This window comes from Rhizobium sp. SEMIA 4085, from assembly GCF_013004495.1.
Taxonomy (GTDB): domain Bacteria; phylum Pseudomonadota; class Alphaproteobacteria; order Rhizobiales; family Rhizobiaceae; genus Rhizobium; species Rhizobium gallicum.
Genome location: NZ_JABEPH010000020.1, coordinates 1 through 19,645 on the forward strand (window position 1 = coordinate 1; position 19,645 = coordinate 19,645).

A 19,645-nucleotide genomic window follows, 5' to 3' on the forward strand; every position below is an offset into this window, starting at 1 on the left:
GGACCTGCCAATGCGCTGCAGGAGCAGCTTCCGACCCGCGCCGATCTCTATGACAAATACGAGGTGTTTTCCTCAGACGCCAACAAGACCTTTGCGGCAGCGCTGAAGTTCGGGCAGGCAAGGCCCGGCGCACCCGTCTATCCTGAAATCTCAAATCAGATTCAGATCATGATGGGCAAGGTCCTGACCGGCGTCCAGCCGACTGAGGCCGCCGTGGACGAGGCATTCGGCGCTTCGCTTAGCGCCTTCAAACGCAGTTGAACACCACCTGGCGGCGCGGGTCGGAACGACCTCGTGCCGCCAGGAAGCCCGTGCAACCGCTGCCTAACGATGAAACGGCCGGATCGGACCGATGATGGATGCAAGCATTGCCGCCACAGGCCCCCAAAGGATCGGCAGGAAAGCCGCCGGACGCCATAGTCCCTCCCCGCTGCCTTGGCTTATGCCGCTCATTCTTGTCCTTGGCGCCTTTTATCTTTACCCCTTGATTGACGTCTTTCGCTTTGCGTTCACCAACGTCTCGCTGCTTGGCACGGACGAAGAATACACGCTGCAGACGATCGTCACCACATTGTCAAAGCCCGAGCTCTTGCAAATCCTGTGGGTGACATTCGTCTTCACCGCGTCGAGCGTCGTTGTGCAGCAATTCTTCGGGCTTTTCATCGCCTTGATTGTCTTGCACAGCGAAAAGCGCCGGCTCTTCGGCTCGACGATCGTGCGAACAACAGCCCTTGTCGCCTGGGTTGTTCCGGGCATTGCCGGCGGCATCATCTGGAAAATGCTTTTCAACGAAGCGCCGTTTGGCGGATTGAACAGTCTCTTGCGCCTGATCGGCGTTCCGGCTGTGCAGTGGTTGTCGGATCCGCACATGGTCATGTGGTCGGTCGTAATTTCCAATGTCTGGCGAGGCACGGCGTTCTCGATGGTTGTGATGTATGCGGCGAGCAAGGCCATCGATCCTGTTCTTTACGAGGCTGCCGAAGTCGACGGCGCAAATCCGTGGCAACGGCTGATCTATATCACTCTACCTCAGCTGCGGACCGCTATCCTCGTCAACATGATCCTCATCACGATCCAAACCCTGAACACGTTTGACGCAATCATTTCGCTCACCGGCGGCGGCCCCGGCCGCGCGACCGAGGTTCTCTCGCTATACACCTTCAACGTCGTGTTCCGAAATTACGACCTTGCAGCCGGCGCGGTCTTGTCGATCCTGATGCTTACAATCAGTCTTGGCCTTGCACTCATCTATGCCCGTTTTCTGCCAAAAGGAGAACCGACTTGAGGCCTCTCAGACAAGATCGCATTGGCGATGCGCTAAGCTATCTGTTCCTTGCCATAACGTTTCTATTCTTCGCCTGGCCGTTGCTTTGGCTGCTGTCGCTTGCGCTCAGAACGCGCAAGGAAATCTTTCTGGGCGTGAGCCGTCTCATCCCCAAAGCGCCAACTTTGGAAAATTTCGGCGCCATCTTATCCTCCGACAAGTTCGCAGGATATCTTTGGAATGCGTTGATCCTGTCCTCGTGCAGCGCAATCGGCTGCCTGATCGTGGCGCTGCCTGCAGCTTATGCCTTCTCCCGATTTCCGTTTCGCGGCAAGGGAGCCTGGATGATGATCCTGCTCGCCTTTCAGATGATTTCACCGCTTGTTATCATGGTGCCGCTCTACCGCTACATGGCAGCACTTCACCTTACCGACAGCCATTTCGGTGCAACAATGGTCTATATTGCCCTCGCGGTACCAATGGTGACATGGATATTGAAGGGCTCAATCGACGGCATTCCGAAAAGCCTCGACGAAGCTGCCGTCATTGACGGCTGCGGTCATTTTAGCGTCTTTTGGCGCATCATCCTTCCCTTGTCGGCACCAGGCATCGCCTCAGCCTTCATCATCTCGGTCATCGCCGGCTGGTCGCAGTTTCTCGTCCCATTTCTTCTCATCAGCAAGGAATCTCTCATGCCCATTGGGGTGGGGATTTTCCAGTATGCCGGAACACAAAACGACTCCTCCCTCCAGTTGCTCGCGGCGGCCTGCCTTGTATCGGTCGTTCCAGCCATTATTGCCTTTCTCGCCCTCCAGCGGCTCATCCTCGGCGCCATGACGGAGGGCGCCGTCAAGGGCTGACATTGCATTCACATCTCAGGATCTCATCATGACGCTTACTCTGACCCAACGCCTCGACCGCATTCGCGTCCGTATCGCAGAGCTGGAATACTGGCGTTCACGCGAAACTATTGAGATAGACGGCTGGACCTTTGAAGGAGAGCCGATTGCAATCGGCGATTCATGGCCACGCAAAAACGGCACAGTGCGCTTTTCCGGCGCGATCACCTTGCCCGGCCATTGGCCCCTTGACGACGCTCGGCTCGTGCTTGACCTTGGCGGCGAAAGTCTGATCACGATCGCCGACGAGACGGGCAATGAGACACGACTCGGCCTTGATCCCTATCACCGGGAATTCCTTGTCCCTTCGCGCAGCATCCGCATCTCTTCCGAAACCGTCGCGCGCCTGCCCTTTGGCGAACCCGTGCGGCACCCGAGGTTGGAACATGGTGCAGTCATCTGGCTGGACACTGCCGTTGACAGGCTCTGGCTGCTCTTGCGGCAGATCACCGAGGCGGCCGAAATCCTCGACGGCCACGAGGTCATTCCGCATCTCCTGGATGTCGGCGAACACGCCATGCGCGGCCTCGACTGGCCATCGGCCACCGCCGCCTATGTCGCGCGTACGGCGTCCTCGCCGGTCCAGCGGAAGATCTGGCAGTTGCCGCCAGTTGAGATTTCACCTGAAGGTCTTAATCAGAGCCAGCGGGCCAGTGTGCTCGAAGCCTACGAAACACTTGTTGGACAGCTCAAGCAACTGCGCGAGCGTTTTCCGCCGCAAGGCGCAATCGCACTGACCGGACATGCGCATATCGATCTTGCATGGCTTTGGCCTTACAGCGAAACCCGGCGGAAGATGCGCCGTACATTCCACACGGCGTTGTCGCTCATGGAGCAATCGTCCGATTTCCGCTTTAATCAGTCCACAGCCCACTACTATGCGCAGATTGCCGAAGACGATCCAGGCTTGCTGGCGCGCATCATCGAACGGGCAAAGGCAGGCCAATGGGAGACGCTTGGTGGCATGTGGGTCGAACCCGACACCAACATGCCGACCGGCGAGAGCCTCAGCAGGCAGATCCTTTATGGCCAGCGCTATTTCGAAAAGACCTTCGGGGTTCGCCATACCGTCTGCTGGCTTCCCGATTGCTTCGGCTTTTCCGGCGCCCTGCCCCAGCTCCTGCGTCAAGGCGGCATGAACAGCTTCTTCACGATCAAGGTCAACTGGTCGGAAACCAATCAATTCCCGGCCGACCTCTTCTGGTGGGAAGGGCTCGATGGCAGCAGGGTCCTTGCCCACACATTCGACAATCCGATGCAGGGCTACAATGGCTTCGTGCGCCCGGATTGTTTCGTTCCGACCTGGAAGACCTTCCGCCAGAAGGACAAGCACCAAGCCACGCTGCTTGCCGTGGGCTATGGCGATGGCGGCGGCGGCGTGACGCCGGAAATGATTATGCGGGAAGAGCAACTGCGCTTTTTCCCGGCTTTGCCGCAAGCACGCTGGACAAGGGTCCACGACTTCTTCAAGGATGCGCATGACACCGCAGCCAGGAAGGACCTGACAGTCTGGCAGGGCGAAATCTATCTCGAACTGCATCGCGCAACGCTCACCAGTCAGAGCGCCGTTAAGCGGCTGCACCGAAAAGCAGAGCGCAGTCTGGTTACCGCCGAGACGCTGGCCGGCCTTGCTTATCTTCTGGGGGGCGAGCTGCCGGCATCAATGGAACGACCATGGCGTGTCGTCTTAAAGAACGAGTTTCATGACATCCTGCCCGGCTCCTCGATTGCCGAGGTCTATGTCGATGCCGCCAACGAACTCGACGCAGTCGTGGCAGAGGCGCGCTCAACTCAAATGGCGGCGATGAAATCGATAGCCGCGCAACTGCCGGTTGGAGAAGGCAACAATGTTCTGGTGGTCAATCCGTCGCTGTCTGAGCGTCCCATCCGCTTGACGCTATCAGACGGCAGCACAATCTCGGCCGAGGGAAAGATCGCGCCGCTTGGGATTGCTGTTCTGGCGACCGAAGCACTCCAGCCAAAGACCGGCCTTTCGGCAGGGCGCGACTATCTGGAAAACGCTGTCTTGAAAGTGAGGCTTGCCAACGACGGCTCGATCGCCAGCATTTTGCACAAGCCAACAGGCCGCGAGGCGCTTGAGGGCTTCGGCAATCGCCTTTACGTCTATCCTGCCGACAAGCCGCGCAATTGGGACGCCTGGGATGTCGAAGAAGACTACGCCGCTCGTGGCGAAGAGATCACTCATCTCGACAGCCTTGACCTGATTGAGAACGGGCCGCATCGGGCGGCGATCAAGATCGTTCGAACCTGGCGCCACTCGCGCATCACGCAGGTTCTGTCGCTTGGTGCCAACGCGCGGCGGCTGGACATACAGACAGAACTTGACTGGCATGACCGACGTGTCTTCCTTCGCACGCTCACGGGCGCTGCCGTGCGTCACGCGAGGGCGACCTGCGAATGCGCCTACGGGGTCGTGGAACGTCCGACCCATTCCAACACGTCCTGGGACGCTGCGATGTTCGAAGCACCTGCCCATCGCTTTGCCGATCTTTCGGAGCCTGGTTTTGGCGTTGCCATCCTCAATGACGCAAAGTATGGCCACAGCGTGCGCGGCAATGTCCTGGGCCTCTCCCTCCTGCGCGCGCCAGTCTATCCCGATCCGCTTGCCGACGAAGGCATCCAGACTTTTACCTATTCACTGATGCCACATGAGGGTACTTGGTACGAAGGGGGTGTGAGGGAGGAGGCCGAAGATCTAAACCAACCGCTGTTGGCCGTTGCCGCCACAGATCGCGCACCGGGCAGATGGCAGCCGCTTGCCGCCGTCGGGATTGATGCGGCACTTTCCGCCGTCAAGCCCTCGGAGGACGGCGATGGCCTCATCGTGCGCGTGTACGAGCCTGCCGGGCGGCGCGGGAACTTTGAGTTACGCCTTCCGCCGCGGTGGCAGAACATGGGCGTCGTCAGTATCCTCGAAGAGCCGATGGAGGTGCCGATTGCCGGTTTGCGCCCCTTTGAGGTCAAGAGCTGGCGAATAGCCAGGACTTGATGCGATACGCCTCGATGCAACAGCGCTCTTGGGGTGCTTTTCGCATCCACTATAATCGCCTAGTTTGCGTTGAGATTAGGTCACGGCGAAGGGATACCGGATTGATACTGTCGGGCTCGAATACGGAGCAGGCTGCGGCGGCCAATCGGGCCATGATTCTCGCCGCAATTCATCGCGGCGCCCCGATCTCGCGCACGGAGCTTGCCCACCAATCGCGGCTGACGAAACAAGCCGTCACCCGCATCGTGGATCGATTGCTCGACGAAGGTCTCGTTATGGAGGCGCGCCGCAGGCACGGCCTGCGCGGACAACCTGCCATCGAGCTGGAGATCGATCCCGAAGGGGTGTTTTCGGTCGGCGCGAATATTGATCGCGATCACCTGACGATCGTCGCTGTGGATGCAGCCGGCACAGTGCGCGGACGCATCCATCACGAAAGGCGCTTTCTGCTACCGGACGACTTCGCGGGCTTGATGGCAGACGCGCTGTCCTCTTTCCGACGCCGCAGGGTCATCGAAGAAGCTCGTCTGGCGGGAATTGGCCTTGCTATTCCTGACTGGCTCGGAGAGGTTAAAGTCGTCGGCTTTCCATCAGAATACCGGCAATGGGTTGGCTATGACGTGCGCGGCGCGCTGGAGGCAATTTCCGATCATCCGGTGTTCATCGACAATGACGCCAACGCTGCTGCACTCGGTGAAATCGAGTATGGTCTCGGCACGGAAATCGGCAGTTTCTTCTACATCCTCGCCAATGCCTGTCTCGGCGGCAGCCTCGTCATTGATGGGGTCCGTCATAAGGGCGCCAGCGGAATCGGCGGAGAAATTGGTTGGCTGCCGGTCGTCTTTGATGATGGCCCGTTTGCGGGAAGCACCCAGCCGCTGGGCGAAATGTTCTCGCTGTTTATCCTGTTTGACTATCTTGAGCGCAACGGCATCAAAGCGAAAACCCCGGGAGATCTTCTCAACCTCGACAACGCGGGTCGCGGCCGCGTCAGCAGGTGGCTGCGAAAGATCAGCATCAAGCTTGCCCAAGCAATTGTCGATATCGGCATGATCGTTGATCCGGAAGGCGTTCTCATCGGTGGCCGCTTTCCTGTCCGTCTCATTGATGAACTGCTTGTCTACGTCCACGAGGAGATTACTCGGCTTGGCGCACGAGCGCCGTCCGTTCACCGGGCGGCCGGCTCGGAAGATGCCGCGGCTCTCGGTGCTGCCGCAATCCCGCTTGCCCATCGTTTGGGGTTGCCATCCGCCGAACCGGGTCAGCGGTTTCGAAATCCAATCAGCAGCCGACAGTCCCAGGACCCGGTCACGGTTGCGTGACGGTTGGCAGGGCGCGTTAAGCCACGCCCGAAAGATCATGGACGTTCAGCGGGCAAAAGTGTGTCGGAAAACGGCCGTAATGCCGCGCCGACGGCGACCCCTGCCCACGGAAAGGACGCACGCCGCACGCAGGGTATCCAAGGCGCGATCACGAGATCGCGAATTTTGTCGTCCCGTTCGCGCGACAGGCGCGCAATGATTGCCTCGAAAACATCGTCGGGCAGAGCACCACCGATGAGGATGGCGCCCGGAGCGATAAATCCTGAAATCGCCAGGACCGCCTCATGAAGATGGCGCGCAGCAATCGCCACCCAGCCATCCGTTTCGCCCGGGTGGGCTGCCAGGTACTCTTTGAGCGAAGCCAACGTCGCGACTTCGTTCAGGCTCGCGCCATCAACACCCGAGCGCATGTCGCCGATCTGGCCCGCCAATCCGTGAACACCCCGAAACGGCCGGCCGCCGATCAAAAGCCCGGCGCGCACAGTTTCGTCGACGATGACGATCACCAGACCGCCTTCGCGGTCGCCTATGCCCAACATACGCTCGGCATTGACCGCCGCCTCGGTATCATCCAGAAAAAAGAGCGGGCCAACGTCCAATTCAAGGCTATCCTCAATTACTTTCCGATCGAGAGCCCCGGCCGAGAGAGCGATACCGCATCCCAGCAGTCTGCCAGAGAGGCCAGCGGCATGCCGGATGTGTAAAACAGCCTCCTTGATTTCTTCGGGTTTTGTGAAGGCGCGCTGTTGAAGGATCCTACCGGCAAGATCCATGACGACAGCTTCACCGCCATGCGCACCGAGGCGGATTCCCAAGGAATATGCGGCGTCGGCTCGCAACGAGAACTCGAGCGCCGTGTAGTGCGCAGTTGTAGGACGCTTTTTCCCGCTGACCAGACCAGCATCGGCTAGGCGGCGCATAATCCCTGTTATAGCCGGCTCCGTGAGCCCAAGATGCCTGGAAAGCTCCTGGCGGGTGAGCGGCCCAAAGCGGCGCAGGAGCCCCATGGCCGTGCGGGAATTGTGATCTGCAATGTCGACTGGGCTGATGCCTGGACGATCATCGTTGCGATCCCGCCCCCTTGATGCGCCAGATACCGAAAGCCGCCGTCCTGTTTTCAAATCAAGCCATTCCCGATACGATCGACAATGCAATAGCGGGTCTTCGCCTGCATCAAAATGAGAAAATGCGTCCACGAGCAAACCTGAAGGAATGGCGCCGCCCTCAAACGGCAGCCGAAGCGGCCGAACCGCCCCAGCGCGCTGGCCATTTGCCTGTGCACGTTCCAGAACCGGCGTGACACTTTCATCATTCAATCACGCCTGTCCGTAGCGCCGCGGCCACCAGAGCTGTATCCTTGTAGACTGCAAATGTATCCTTCAGCGCTTCGATATGCGTTCGCACGGTATGCACCGAGCACCCGAGGATGATCGCAATCTCCTGCGCGCTCTTTCCGTCGCACATGAGCGTCAGGATTTCCCTCTCTCGCTTGGTGATGTGGATCTCGTTCAAGTTCTTCCTCTTCGCTTAACGCATTGCGTGGCTCCTAATAGATATAGGTGCGTCGTGCGCTCGCCGGAGGCAGAACGAACCTGTTTTCATGAATTCTCGGTGCACATTGTGCAACAATACGACACCGCTACGCGGTCTGAGCATTGCGGGCGGTCTCGACTGCACCCCTTTGTTCCGTTCAGACCGGGCATCGAATCATGAAGGCCCGCAGCATCTCCGTCAGTCTCTAACGCGCTGTTTCTCTCAATGGCAGAACCTGGGGCCTTATATAAGCACTTGCGGAGCGAAGCACGACGGGAATCATGCCGAAGTGTCGGCTTGTTTGCACGCGAAGATGACCGCCGACACGACTTGGTTGAGTTATTTCAAAGAAAAGGCATTGTGATTGCATCATGCGCACTTTAAGGTTGCGTTTGATCTCGCTTGTTGCAAAGGTAGGTTATGCTTAGTTCCTTCCGTATTCTGGAGACTATGCAGCAGGGTGTCGCGCTGCTGGATGCAGACTTACGGGTTGTAATTTTCAACGATCGGATTGGGAAACTGTTGCGCGCCCCCAAGGGGGCAATTGAAGTCGGCGTCAGTGCGACAAGGATGGCTGCTCAGATTCCGATTCTTGCCCGGACGCAGCAATCCGATGACAGTCAAGAGAGCTGGCTCACGCATCTCCTCAAATGTTCGACTTTGTTCTATCAGGAGATTTCAATCGGTGAGAGGATCGTTTCGCTGACCTCCACGCCGGTGGACGACGGCGGATGGTTGGTCAGCTGCGATGACATTTCGGCGCTGGCCAGCATAAGAAAGGATATGGCCGATCAGAACCGCCGCTTCGATGCGGCATTGGCAAACATGCCGCACGGACTGTGCATGTTCGATGCTGACAAGAACCTGTTACTGTGCAACGCAGGCTATTGTCGCTTGTATGACCTGCCCGAAACGTTGACACGGCCGGGAACGCCTCTTTGGCAAATCCTCGACTATCGGCAAACAGCTGGAAACGCGCCGGTTCAGCGGGAGGCGTATTTCGATGTTGTCGTCGAAGCCGCGCTAAAGGGTTCCGCCGCCAGTGAGAATATCGTCTTGATGGATGGCAGGGTGATAAAGATCACACATAACCCGATGGAAAACGGCGGCTACGTCGCAACCCATGAAGACGTCACTGAATCCGTGCGTGCCGAAGAACAGATCAAACACATGGCGGGTCACGACCCGCTGACTGGCCTGCCCAATCGCGCGCTTTTACGTGAGAAGCTTGAAAAGGAATTGGCCCTTCGCAAGCGCTGCGCGCTGTTATGCATGGATCTGGACCACTTCAAACATGCGAACGATACATTGGGGCACGCCGCAGGCGACCTCCTGCTGAAGGAAGTAACCGACAGGCTGAAGAAATGCCTGGGTGAGGGCGATAGCATTGCCCGGCTGGGCGGCGACGAATTCATCGTCTTTCAGGAGGAGGTCCAAACGAAGGAACGCGCCGCTGCACTTGCGCAAAGACTTGTCAATGCTATCGGCGAAACGTTTATCGTCGAGGGGCAGCCTGTTCAACTCGGGGTAAGCATCGGCATTGCGATAACGCCTGACGACGGCGACACGGCAGATGGTGTGCTGAAGAATGCCGACACCGCTCTCTACAAAGCGAAAACGGATGGCAGAGGGACCTATTGCTTCTTCGAGCCTGCAATGGATGCCGGCATGCAGAAGCGGCGCAAACTCGAAGTCGACCTCCGGCAGGCCATCGCAGGCAGCCAGTTCGAAATCTACTATCAGCCGCAGGTCAATGCAGGAACCGAAGAGGTTGTCGGCTTCGAAGCGCTCTTGCGTTGGCACCATCCCGAGCGGGGCCTGGTTTCACCGGGCGAATTCATCGCGCTGGCGGAAGAAACCGGCTTGATCGTGCCACTCGGGGAATGGGTGTTGCGCCAGGCGTGCAAAGATGCCGCAAGCTGGCCAGGGCATGTAAGGGTTGCGGTGAACATTTCCCCAGTCCAGTTCAGAAGCCCCTCGCTTATCCATACGGTTATTTCTGCCCTTGCTGATTCAGGTCTGTCGGCTTTTCAGCTTGAACTCGAGATCACCGAATCCGTCCTCCTCACTGACAGCGAGACGGCCCTGGCAACCCTGCACCACATCAAGAAACTTGGAGTGCGGATTGCGATGGATGACTTCGGTACTGGATATTCCTCCTTGAGCTATCTGAGGCTTTTTCCGTTTGACAAGATCAAGATCGATCAATCATTCATCCGCGAACTTGGAGATTCCAAGGATTGCGCCGCCATCGTGAAGGCGGTGGTCGATCTGGGATCAAGCCTCGGTATCACGACGACTGCCGAAGGCGTCGAAACGACTGACCAGCTCGATCAAGTGAGGGAGCACGGCTGCACCGAAATTCAAGGATATTTCTTCGGAAAACCTCTGCCTTTCAGTCACGTCGAGAAACTCTTGCGCAAAGGTTAGCCTTCCCAGTCGCGCTGAGAAGCCTTCGGAAGCCAAGCGTCTGGCCGCTGCTTGTCTGACAAAAGCGCCGCAGACCATCGCGCTGATCATCCAGCCTCGCCGCAGTATTCCCAGAAAGCATGACCAGGTGCCGGACGTCTGGTCGTCCGGCACCACCCCCAGCGCAGATGGAAGAGCGCTAATCCTTGTGCCTTAGGAAGACCGTTGCGAGCGGCGGCAGTGTCAGAAGGACGGAATACTCCTTGCCGTTACTTGGCTGGCGTTCGGCCCAGACCTCAGTCTGGCCAAGATTGGCCCCCCCGTAGATCGCCGCGTCGGTATTGAGTACCGCCTGCCAGCGGCCCTCCGTGGGCACACCGACCCGGTAACCGTACCGCGGAACAGGGGTGAGATTGGACATAACCAGCATCAGCGACGAGCGGTCGGGCGAACTGCGAAGCATGCCGTAGACGGAGTTTTCCGCGTCGTCTGCGACCGCCCATTCGAAGCCAGCGGCATGAAGGTCGCTGAACTGGATCGCCGGCTCTTGCGCATAAAGCCTGTTGAGGTCACGGATCAGCCGCTGAATACCTGCATGAGCGGGATCGTCGAGCAGGTCCCAATGAACGGAACCATCGTGGTTCCATTCACTCTCCTGGGCAAGCTCGCAACCCATGAAAATAAGTTTCTTGCCTGGATGCCCCCACATGAAGCCGTAATAGGCGCGCAGGTTAGCAAGCCGCTGCCAGTGATCGCCGGGCATCTTTGCAAAAAGCGAACCCTTGCCGTGCACAACCTCGTCATGGGAAAGCGGCAGCATGAAATGTTCGGAATAGGCATAGATCATGCCGAACGTCATCGCCGCATGATGGTATTTGCGGTGGACTGGATCTTCCTGCATGTAATGCAGGGTGTCGTGCATCCAGCCCATGTTCCACTTGAAATCAAAGCCGAGGCCACCGTCCTCGGGCCGCGTCGTGACCCCTGGCCAGGCGGTCGACTCTTCGGCTGCTGTAAAGGCATGCGGGCACCGATGATGGATGATGCTATTCAGGTGCTTGAAAAATTCCACCGCTTCAAGATTCTCGCGTCCGCCATATGCGTTGGGGATCCATTCGCCCTCGTTGCGGCTGTAGTCGCGGTAAAGCATTGAGGCGACCGCATCGACGCGCAGACCGTCGACGTGATAGTGCTCCAGCCATTCAAGGGCACTGGCGATCAGAAACCCTTTAACCTCGTTGCGCCCGAGATTGTAGATCAGAGTGTTCCAGTCCTTGTGGAAGCCTTCGCGCGGGTCTTCGTGCTCGTAAAGCGCGGTGCCATCGAAGCGGGCAAGCCCCCATACATCGGTTGGAAAATGCGCCGGCACCCAATCGAGAATGACGCCAATGCCGGCAGCATGGCAGCGGTCGACAAAATAGGCGAAGTCATCAGGAAGGCCGTAACGGCCGGTCGGGGCGAAAAGGCCAAGTGGCTGGTAGCCCCAGGAGCCGCCGAACGGATGTTCCATGATCGGCAACAGTTCGATATGCGTAAAGCCGAGATCTTGGACATAGGGAACCAGCCTCTGGCTGAATTCGACCCAGTCGAGGGGCCGGTTTGCCTCCTCGGCAATCCGAAGCCAGGAGCCAAGATGCACCTCGTAAACTGAAATTGCGCCTTCGAGTGCGCGCTCGGCGCGGTGAGTACGCATCCAGTCTTCATCGCTCCAGCGGAAGGGTTTTGAGGGCGCGACGATCGAAGCTGTAGAGGGTGCAGCTTCGCTGGCACGGGCGACCGGGTCGGCCTTTTGCGGCAGGAGATTGCCGTTGGCATCAATGAGTTCGAACTTGTAGCGTTCTCCATGCGTCAGGCGCGGGATGAAGATTTCCCATACGCCGGCTGAAGGACGCAGTCGCATCGGATGCCGGCGACCATCCCAACTGTTAAAGTCGCCAACCACGGAAACCCGACGAGCATTGGGTGCCCACAGACAAAATCGCACGCCCTGTATGCCATCGATCTCCATCGGAATGGCCCCGAGCGTGCGGCCGAGATCATAGTGGGTGCCCTGAGAAACTAGATGCAGGTCAAGCTCACCGAGCAGCATTCCAAAAGAATAAGGGTCCTCCGTCTCCTGTACGGAATCCGGCCAGTTGATGCGAAAGAGGTAATTCGTCGTGCTGCCGATTGCCCCGGCAAACAGGCCACCTTCGTGAATCGTCTCCAGTCTCGTCAGCACGCGGCCGGTGTCAGCCTCGACCACGTCGACTGATGATGCCCCGGGCAACAAGGCTCTTACGACGGTGAAATCGCCATACTGATGGCGTCCGAGGATCGAGAATGGGGCACCGTGGCGGCCTTCGACGAGAGCCTGAAGGCCCTCCTGGACAGTGCCGATCATCAAGTCTGTGCGCTCGTATCTCATGCGACTTTCTCCAGCAGTCTCGAGGCGATGGCCGAGAAACCGCCAAGCGGCAGCGCCAGCCAGTTGGGTCGGTTGCGCGCTTCATAGGTGATCTCGTAAGCGGCTTTCTCGAGCAGGAACAGATCGAGGATGCGACTGCGCGAATTGGTCGGAATGTTGAGTTCGCGCACGTCTTCAATCACTTTGAAATAAGCACCGAGGAACGCCTGCTCGGCCAAGTCGATGAAGCGCCTAACGAGTGCGCTGTGTCTTTGGTCTTCCACTTCGCTTACCCGCTCCAGGTCAAGATCGGCGGATGCCGCCAAATAGTTGAACGACCTCAAGAGGCCCGCGACATCTCGCAGGGGATTGGTCTTTGCGCGGCGTTCGGCAAGATCGCGTGCGGGCTCGCCCTCAAAATCGATGATGTAGGCATCCCCCTCCGCAACCAGGACCTGGCCGAGGTGGAAATCGCCGTGATTTCGGATCATCAGCGTGCCGACCGCAGCCCTGGCGAGATCGTCAACAGCATTCAAGAGATCCTCGCGCTGCTGGACGAGAAAGGCGATCTGTTGCGCCAGCGCCGGCGCAAGACTGTCGCCGTTTGCCTTAAGCATGTCGAGGCTGCCGCGAATTTGCTCCCTTACAGCGTTTGCCCAGCGAACGGCGTCCTCATCGGTGATGCGGACGGGCTTGAAGGCTTCGTCTTCGGTTGGCCGCGCCAAGGCCGCATGCAACTCGCCGAGCCGTTTGCCAACGGTCGCAGCGAACTCGACGAGCGGCTTGAAATGCTCGTCGGCCGTCTTGCCGTCGACGCCGGTCACCACGACCTCGTCGGTCGAGCGACGCAGATTGGCCAGCATCCAGTTCCACGCATCGCCCTGATTGCGAATGGCTCTTTGAACGATAATCAGCGTGAATCGGCTGCCATCGGGTGTGATATGAACGACTTCGCCGAGCAGGTGCGCGGTATTGGCATATCCGACGCTTGTCAGCCGGCGCGTCATCTCCACTTCCGGATGGACACCGGGGAATATATGGCGGATGAGTTTTACCATCGCCATATCGCCGACGATCAGCGAGCTGTTGGATTGCTCGGCAGAGAGCCAGTGCACTTGTATGTCATCATCGACGCTCATGCAGTCGAGCTGGGCAGTCCCTACAAACTCGAGCTTGCCAGCGCGACCGGCAATGACGGCACGGTCACAGAGGCCCCGTATGACGCCGCGTGCAAGACCTTCCATCGCAAATCCGTCAGTCAGGAAGCCGACGCGACGGCCCTGACGGAGACGGGCAAGGGCAAGCTGCTGGGCAAGCGCACTGGGCTGGCTGTCATCCCACGATACGGCAAGCGGCAGCAGGTATGTCTCATTGCGAGCTTCCAGCTCCGCTTCCAGTTCTGCAAACAAGATGTTGCCGGCGAATGGAAACGGCATGGCGGAAATCAGGGACGCACGCCTTAACCTCTCGCCCTTGGCAGCGAACCAGCGCCGCTTGCCGAGATAGGCCGGCAGCACCTCGCTCGAAAGCGTACCTGAAAGCCGGGGCTCATCGAGCAGTTCCTGCAGGTCGCGACGCACGACCATGGTCACCATGTCCTGCATCTGCTCGGGAGGCTCGGCGCGCCATGCGGGGCCATCAGTCTCCTGGCTGAGCTGGAACCAAAAGAAACCATAAGGGGGCAGCGTGAGCAGATAAGTGAGTTGACCGATCGGCGGGAAAGGAGACATGCCCGTCAGCTCAATCGGGATGTAACCGGCAAAATTGGCAAGATCCAGCTCGACGGCTTGCGGCAGGCGCGACAGGTTGGCGACGCAAAGGATCGTTTCGCCTTGGTATTCCCTAAGATAAGCAAGGATTTTCCTGTTGCCGGGCGACAGGAACCGCAAGGAACCGCGCCCAAATGCAGTATGTTTGTTGCGCAAGGCCAGCATATGCCGTGTCCAGTTGAGCAACGAATGGGCATCGGCCCCCTGTGCTTCAACATTAACCGCTTCGTAGCCGTAAAGCGGATCCATGATGGGCGGCAGAACGAGGCGCGCGGGGTTTGCCTTGGAGAAACCGCCATTGCGGTCCGGGGACCATTGCATCGGCGTTCGCACGCCATCGCGGTCGCCTAGATAGATATTGTCGCCCATGCCTATCTCGTCGCCGTAGTAAATCACGGGAGTACCGGGCATCGAAAGCAGAAGCGCGTTCATCAGCTCGACGCGGCGGCGGTCGCGCTCCATCAGCGGCGCAAGACGTCGCCTGATTCCGAGGTTGATGCGCGCGCGCCGATCGGCGGCGTAGATATTCCAAAGATAGTCCCGTTCGTCGTCGGTGACCATCTCGAGTGTCAGCTCGTCATGATTTCTCAGGAAGATCGCCCATTGGCAACTCTCCGGAATTTCGGGCGTCTGACGCATAATATCAGTGATCGGAAACCGATCTTCCTTGGCAATTGCCATATACATGCGCGGCATCAGGGGGAAGTGGAATGCCATGTGGCATTCATCGCCGTTGCCGAAATAATCGCGGGTATCCTCTGGCCATTGATTGGCCTCGGCAAGCAGCATTTTGCCAGGGTGAGTGGAATCGAGTGCTGCACGGATCTTCTTCAGGATTCCATGCGTCTCTGGCAGATTCTCGTTGATTGTCCCCTCGCGCTCGACCAGATAGGGGATTGCGTCCAGTCGGAAACCATCGATTCCGGTTTCCAGCCACAAGCGCATCACGCTTAGAAGCTCTTTCAGCACGATCGGATTATCGAAATTGAGGTCCGGCTGGTGGGAATAGAACCGGTGCCAATAATAGGCGCCGGCGACAGGATCCCAGGTCCAGTTGGACTTTTCAGTGTCAAGAAAGATGATCCGGGTTTCCGGGAATTTCTGATCCGTGTCCGACCAGACGTAGAAGTCGCGCTCTGGCGAGTCGGGAGGCGCATGGCGCGCCCGCTGGAACCACGGATGCTGATCGGAGGTGTGGTTGATGACAAGCTCGATAACGACTCGCAGCCCACGTTGATGTGCGGCTTCCACGAAGGCCTCGAACTCCTCCATGGTGCCGTAATCAGAACTGACATTGGTGTAGTCGGCGATATCGTATCCATCGTCGCGGCGCGGGGACGGGAAGAACGGTAAAAGCCATATGACATTGGCACCGAGCGAAGCGATGTGATCGAGCTTCTCATGCAGCCCCTCGAAGTCGCCGATGCCGTCTCCATTGGCGTCGAAAAACGACTTGATGTGAAGCTGGTAAATAACCGCGTCCTTGTACCAGAGCGGATCGGAATCTTGCGTGCTTGAGTGCGTCTCGGTCTGCGCCTGACTGCGGCTTGTAGTTGCAACATCCATTTTGCTTTTTCTCCCTTATCTCACACGCCAGATCGAAAACGGCAGCCCGGCGTGCGGATCGAGCCGAAGGCGCTGAACCTTGCCGGTCCAGGTGAATTTGTGCCCGTCGATCAGATCTTCGAGATCGAGTGCGGCATGGTCCGGGAGGTTCCATGACCAGAGCGGAATTTCCACATCTGCCTCGTGGGCATTATGCGGATCGAGATTGACGGCGATCAGCAGGGCGTTCTCGCGCCCGGGGCTCACCTTTTCGTAGAACATGATGTTGTCGTTCCAGGCTGTGAGAAGCTGCAGGCCATGGTGGGAATGCAGAGCCGGGTTTTCCTTGCGGATGCGGTTGAGCATCGTGATTTCGGACTTGATGTTGCCCGGTCGATCGTAGTCCCACACCCGAATCTCGTATTTTTCTGAGTCGGCATATTCCTTGCGCTTGGCGTCCGGGCGACCCTCGCAAAGTTCAAAACCGTTATAGACACCCCATAGTCCCGACAGTGTCGCTGCGAGCGCCGCACGGATGAGATAAGCCGGACGAGGCGCATTTTGCAGAAAGTCAGGGTTGATGTCGTGCGTATTGACGAAGAAGTGCGGACGGAAGAATTCCTTGGGTTCTTCCGTCGTTATCTCACGCATGTACTGTTCCAATTCCCACTTGGCGTTGCGCCAGGTGAAATAGGTGTAGGACTGCGAGAAGCCGACCTTGGCGAGCCGGTACATCACCTTGGGTTTCGTGAAGGCTTCCGAGAGGAATACGACCTCCGGGTGCCGGGATCGGATATCAGCAATCAGCCACTCCCAGAACGGGAAGGGCTTGGTATGCGGATTATCGACCCGGAACAGCTTCACGCCGTTGTCGACCCACTTTTGAACAATGTCGCGCAGCGCAATCCACAATGACGGGACTGCCTCACCGGCGTAGAAGTCGACATTGACGATGTCCTCGTATTTCTTGGGAGGATTTTCCGCATAACGTATGGTCCCGTCCGGTCGCCAGTCGAACCAGCCCGGGTGCTGTTTCAGCCACGGATGATCGGGGGAAGCTTGAATTGCAAGGTCAAGGGCTATCTCCAGGCCCTCGTGCCTGGCGGCATCGACCAACCGCCGGAAGTCCTCGAAGCTGCCGAGTTCGGGGTGAATTGCGTCATGGCCGCCCGCCTGCGAGCCAATCGCGTAGGGACTGCCGGGATCGCCTGGTTCTGCACGCAGGCTGTTGTTCTTACCCTTGCGATTTGTTGTACCGATGGGGTGAACAGGCGGAAAGTAGAGCACGTCGAAGCCCATTGCACGAATGGCCGGCAACCGCTTGATAACATCATCGAATGTGCCGTGTCGGACCGCATCGCCGCTCTGGGAGCGCGGGAATATCTGGTACCAGCTTGCGAAGGCGGCAGCCGAACGCTCGGCATCGAGCGGGATGACTTGAGATCGGAGCCGGTAAGGACGCCTATCTGCCGCGGCCATCAGCTCGGCGGTTTCTGTGGCGAGCAGGATTTCGGTGCGCCGTGCATCCTGCGTGTCCGTCAGTTCGTCGAACAAGGCTTTCAGTCGGCTCTTGATCTGGCCGTCGGCGTGATCGAGCGCGTCCAGCACGAGGTTGATGCCCTCCTGGATTTCCAGCCTGAGATCGAGACGTGCCTCGTGCTTCTTGACCAGTTCATAGCGGTAGATCTGGAATGGGTTGCGCCATGCTTCCACGACGAACTCGTGCCGCCCAAGGCGCTTTGTCACGAATTCCGCACGCCAGCGGTCATTTTCGACGAGCTCCATGCGGACTTCGTTCCACCCGCTCTGGTCGGCCGGGCGCCAAAGAAGCGCCGCCGACAGAGGGTCGTGGCCATCTCCAAAAATATCGGCTTCAACCTTTATCGTTTCGCCGACAACGCGTTTGACCACGAAACGGCCCTCGTCGACCGCCGGCGTGATTTTTTCGATTGCCAATCTTGCAGACGCCGCGGCCTCGCTGGCGGCGGGGACAGCAAATGCCTCAATGATGGGAACGGACGACAATCCCTCGAAGACGCGAAGCTCACCCGGTTTCAACTTCAGTTGGGCGTCAAGGATCTCATCGTCGGCCTGCGGGTTGCTCAGCGGCAGGAATGAGGACGCGGCCTCCCGCACTAGGTTGAACGGAGCGCCGACGCTGCGCCGCAGGTCACGATTGAGGACGACGATACGCACTTTCTGTGAGCTTGGCATATCCTCCTGATCCGTCTGCATCAGTGCAACGGCCGGCGTTTGGCTGGTTGAGATGAGCTTGAGCGGCCGACGCGCGAAGCCGGCAGCCGTCTTGTTCGTCCAGGCGTTGACGGCGCGGATATCGCCGGAAAGGTCGAAGGCGCCCCGTTCGCGAAGGCCGCGCAGGCCGGTCCCGTCCCCGTGCATCGAATCAAGCGGTGCGGCAGCACCATACTCGAAGCCCATGGGGATCATCAGGCCGCTGGCAAATGTGGAAGACAACCGCAATGCTCGGACGGCCTTGCGCTGTAAGACCTCCCAGCTGTCGGTGCCGTGGGCGACGCGCTTGCCGAACGGCGGTTCCGGAAAGGTGATCTGATAACCGATCTGCCGCTGGATCTGGTATTCCTCCATGATCCAACGTTCCTCGAGGTCCCACCATGCCAGCGAGGAGAAGCTGCCATCAAAACCGGTACCCTGCAGGGCTTTGCGGACTTCGAAGTCGCTGCCCGGCGTCCAGGCAAGAAAGGTTGTTTCAGGCGCAGACTTGCGGGTCGACAGGATGATGTTGGACCAGGCTTCCGGCGACAGGCTTGCGATGCCGAGGCAGCGAAAGCCTGCAATTCCGAGGTCGGTAAGCAGCCTCATCCGAGCGAGCCAGTCGTCGAGATAGCCAGGATCGCGTGTCAGATCGATGCGCCGGCTACCGGCTTTGTGCGGCGGCACGCGCGGATCGGCGACGGTTGAACCTGAAGCCTCGTCGACCGCCACCCGATCAATGGCCAGGTCGAGCATGATCTTGAGCTTGTTGTCTGTTGCGGCCTGGACCAAGGCTCCGACGGCCTCGGTGACAGAACTGCCAAGCCCCAATGCCGGATCGAGGCGATCGAAGCCTTTCGTGACAAAGACACTGCTGTTAGGACGGCGTTCGAAAAGTGGAGCCGTCAGGACCGTGTCAAAACCAAGGTCTCTCGCATGCGCAAAGACCTCGCTCCACGCCGCCAAACCCTTCAACATCAGGGGATGCACGTAGTAGATCTGCGGCGGAAGTTGCGAGCTTCGCGACACGAATTGCGGGCGGGTGTTCATCGTGAGTCCCTAACCTTTTCAGCATTAACTGCAAGGCCGCCGTGCTTGTTCCTTTTTTTTGTTGGCGCAATCGACCATCATTTCCGGACACGACACCGGGTTGGGCACCGGAGCTCGCTGACCGGATGAACGATCTGGCGATTGTGGTGCCCGCTGTGGCCGCCTGTCCTAGAGGGTCCGGGAAGCCGCTTTTTGTAGTCGATACTGCCGCCATCGCAGCGCGTAT

The 19,645-nt window shown here is 58.6% G+C and carries 11 protein-coding genes and 1 pseudogene; 7 read left to right on the forward strand and 5 right to left on the reverse strand.

Annotation, left to right across the window (positions count from 1 at the left end):
* The 5 genes and pseudogenes from C9413_RS03905 to C9413_RS03925 all read left to right on the forward strand — a co-directional run.
* Window positions 1-261: pseudogene (locus C9413_RS03905) on the forward strand (ABC transporter substrate-binding protein); the annotation flags it as partial.
* Between the two features lie 94 nt (window positions 262-355).
* On the forward strand, window positions 356-1,285 hold the full coding sequence (locus tag C9413_RS03910; protein ID WP_223844150.1) for a sugar ABC transporter permease: 930 nt from the start codon (window positions 356-358) through the stop codon (window positions 1,283-1,285).
* Entirely contained in the window at window positions 1,282-2,124 is an 843-nt protein-coding gene (locus C9413_RS03915) for a carbohydrate ABC transporter permease (protein WP_040115057.1), read from the forward strand. Before C9413_RS03910 ends, C9413_RS03915 begins: the two co-directional genes overlap by 4 nt.
* 28 nt (window positions 2,125-2,152) lie before the next feature.
* Window positions 2,153-5,173, forward strand: coding sequence for a glycoside hydrolase family 38 C-terminal domain-containing protein (locus C9413_RS03920; RefSeq protein ID WP_170250201.1), 3,021 nt, complete (start codon window positions 2,153-2,155; stop codon window positions 5,171-5,173).
* A 152-nt stretch (window positions 5,174-5,325) separates the two neighbouring features.
* Window positions 5,326-6,495 (forward strand): ROK family transcriptional regulator, encoded by a 1,170-nt coding sequence (locus tag C9413_RS03925; protein ID WP_223844149.1) that lies wholly within the window; start codon window positions 5,326-5,328, stop codon window positions 6,493-6,495.
* Window positions 6,496-6,530: 35 nt separating this feature from the next.
* Here the strand turns inward: C9413_RS03925 and C9413_RS03930 are convergent, their stop codons facing one another.
* Entirely contained in the window at window positions 6,531-7,502 is a 972-nt protein-coding gene (locus C9413_RS03930) for an ROK family transcriptional regulator (protein ID WP_223844148.1), read from the reverse strand.
* Between C9413_RS03930 and C9413_RS34145 the strand changes: the two genes are divergently transcribed.
* Entirely contained in the window at window positions 7,449-7,580 is a 132-nt protein-coding gene (locus C9413_RS34145; RefSeq protein ID WP_267285128.1) for a hypothetical protein, read from the forward strand. The genes C9413_RS03930 and C9413_RS34145 overlap by 54 nt on opposite strands.
* Before the next feature lie 223 nt (window positions 7,581-7,803).
* Here the strand turns inward: C9413_RS34145 and C9413_RS03935 are convergent, their stop codons facing one another.
* Window positions 7,804-8,007: a helix-turn-helix domain-containing protein gene (locus tag C9413_RS03935; RefSeq protein WP_022716742.1), complete on the reverse strand. Its 204-nt coding sequence runs from the start codon at window positions 8,005-8,007 to the stop codon at window positions 7,804-7,806.
* Window positions 8,008-8,478: 471 nt separating this feature from the next.
* Between C9413_RS03935 and C9413_RS03940 the strand changes: the two genes are divergently transcribed.
* A complete protein-coding gene (locus tag C9413_RS03940) occupies window positions 8,479-10,458 on the forward strand; it encodes an EAL domain-containing protein (protein WP_052451771.1) in 1,980 nt (659 codons plus the stop codon).
* 178 nt (window positions 10,459-10,636) lie between these two features.
* On the opposite strand, the gene glgB is transcribed toward C9413_RS03940, so the two are convergent.
* The 3 genes from glgB to C9413_RS03955 are packed head-to-tail and all read right to left on the reverse strand — an operon-like array spanning window position 10,637 to window position 19,419.
* Window positions 10,637-12,844 carry a 1,4-alpha-glucan branching protein GlgB gene (gene glgB, locus C9413_RS03945; protein ID WP_040115053.1) on the reverse strand — a complete coding sequence of 736 codons (2,208 nt, stop codon included), beginning with the start codon at window positions 12,842-12,844 and terminating at the stop codon, window positions 10,637-10,639.
* On the reverse strand, window positions 12,841-16,158 hold the full coding sequence (treS, locus tag C9413_RS03950) for a maltose alpha-D-glucosyltransferase (RefSeq protein WP_040115052.1): 3,318 nt from the start codon (window positions 16,156-16,158) through the stop codon (window positions 12,841-12,843). The genes glgB and treS overlap by 4 nt, the downstream gene beginning before the upstream one ends.
* A 15-nt stretch (window positions 16,159-16,173) precedes the next feature.
* Window positions 16,174-19,419, reverse strand: a complete 3,246-nt coding sequence (locus tag C9413_RS03955) for a maltotransferase domain-containing protein (RefSeq protein ID WP_040115051.1) — start codon at window positions 19,417-19,419, stop codon at window positions 16,174-16,176.
* Window positions 19,420-19,645 lie beyond the last annotated feature (226 nt).

Coding starts and splice junctions, on each gene's coding strand:
- C9413_RS03910 (WP_223844150.1), top strand. CDS start 356: ATGGATGCAAGCATTGCCGCCACAGGCCCCCAAAGGATCGGCAGGAAA.
- C9413_RS03920 (WP_170250201.1), top strand. CDS start 2,153: ATGACGCTTACTCTGACCCAACGCCTCGACCGCATTCGCGTCCGTATC.
- C9413_RS03925 (WP_223844149.1), top strand. CDS start 5,326: ATGATTCTCGCCGCAATTCATCGCGGCGCCCCGATCTCGCGCACGGAG.
- C9413_RS34145 (WP_267285128.1), top strand. CDS start 7,449: ATGCCTGGAAAGCTCCTGGCGGGTGAGCGGCCCAAAGCGGCGCAGGAG.
- C9413_RS03930 (WP_223844148.1), bottom strand. CDS start 7,502: ATGGGGCTCCTGCGCCGCTTTGGGCCGCTCACCCGCCAGGAGCTTTCC.
- C9413_RS03940 (WP_052451771.1), top strand. CDS start 8,479: ATGCAGCAGGGTGTCGCGCTGCTGGATGCAGACTTACGGGTTGTAATT.
- glgB (WP_040115053.1), bottom strand. CDS start 12,844: ATGAGATACGAGCGCACAGACTTGATGATCGGCACTGTCCAGGAGGGC.
- treS (WP_040115052.1), bottom strand. CDS start 16,158: ATGGATGTTGCAACTACAAGCCGCAGTCAGGCGCAGACCGAGACGCAC.
- C9413_RS03955 (WP_040115051.1), bottom strand. CDS start 19,419: ATGAACACCCGCCCGCAATTCGTGTCGCGAAGCTCGCAACTTCCGCCG.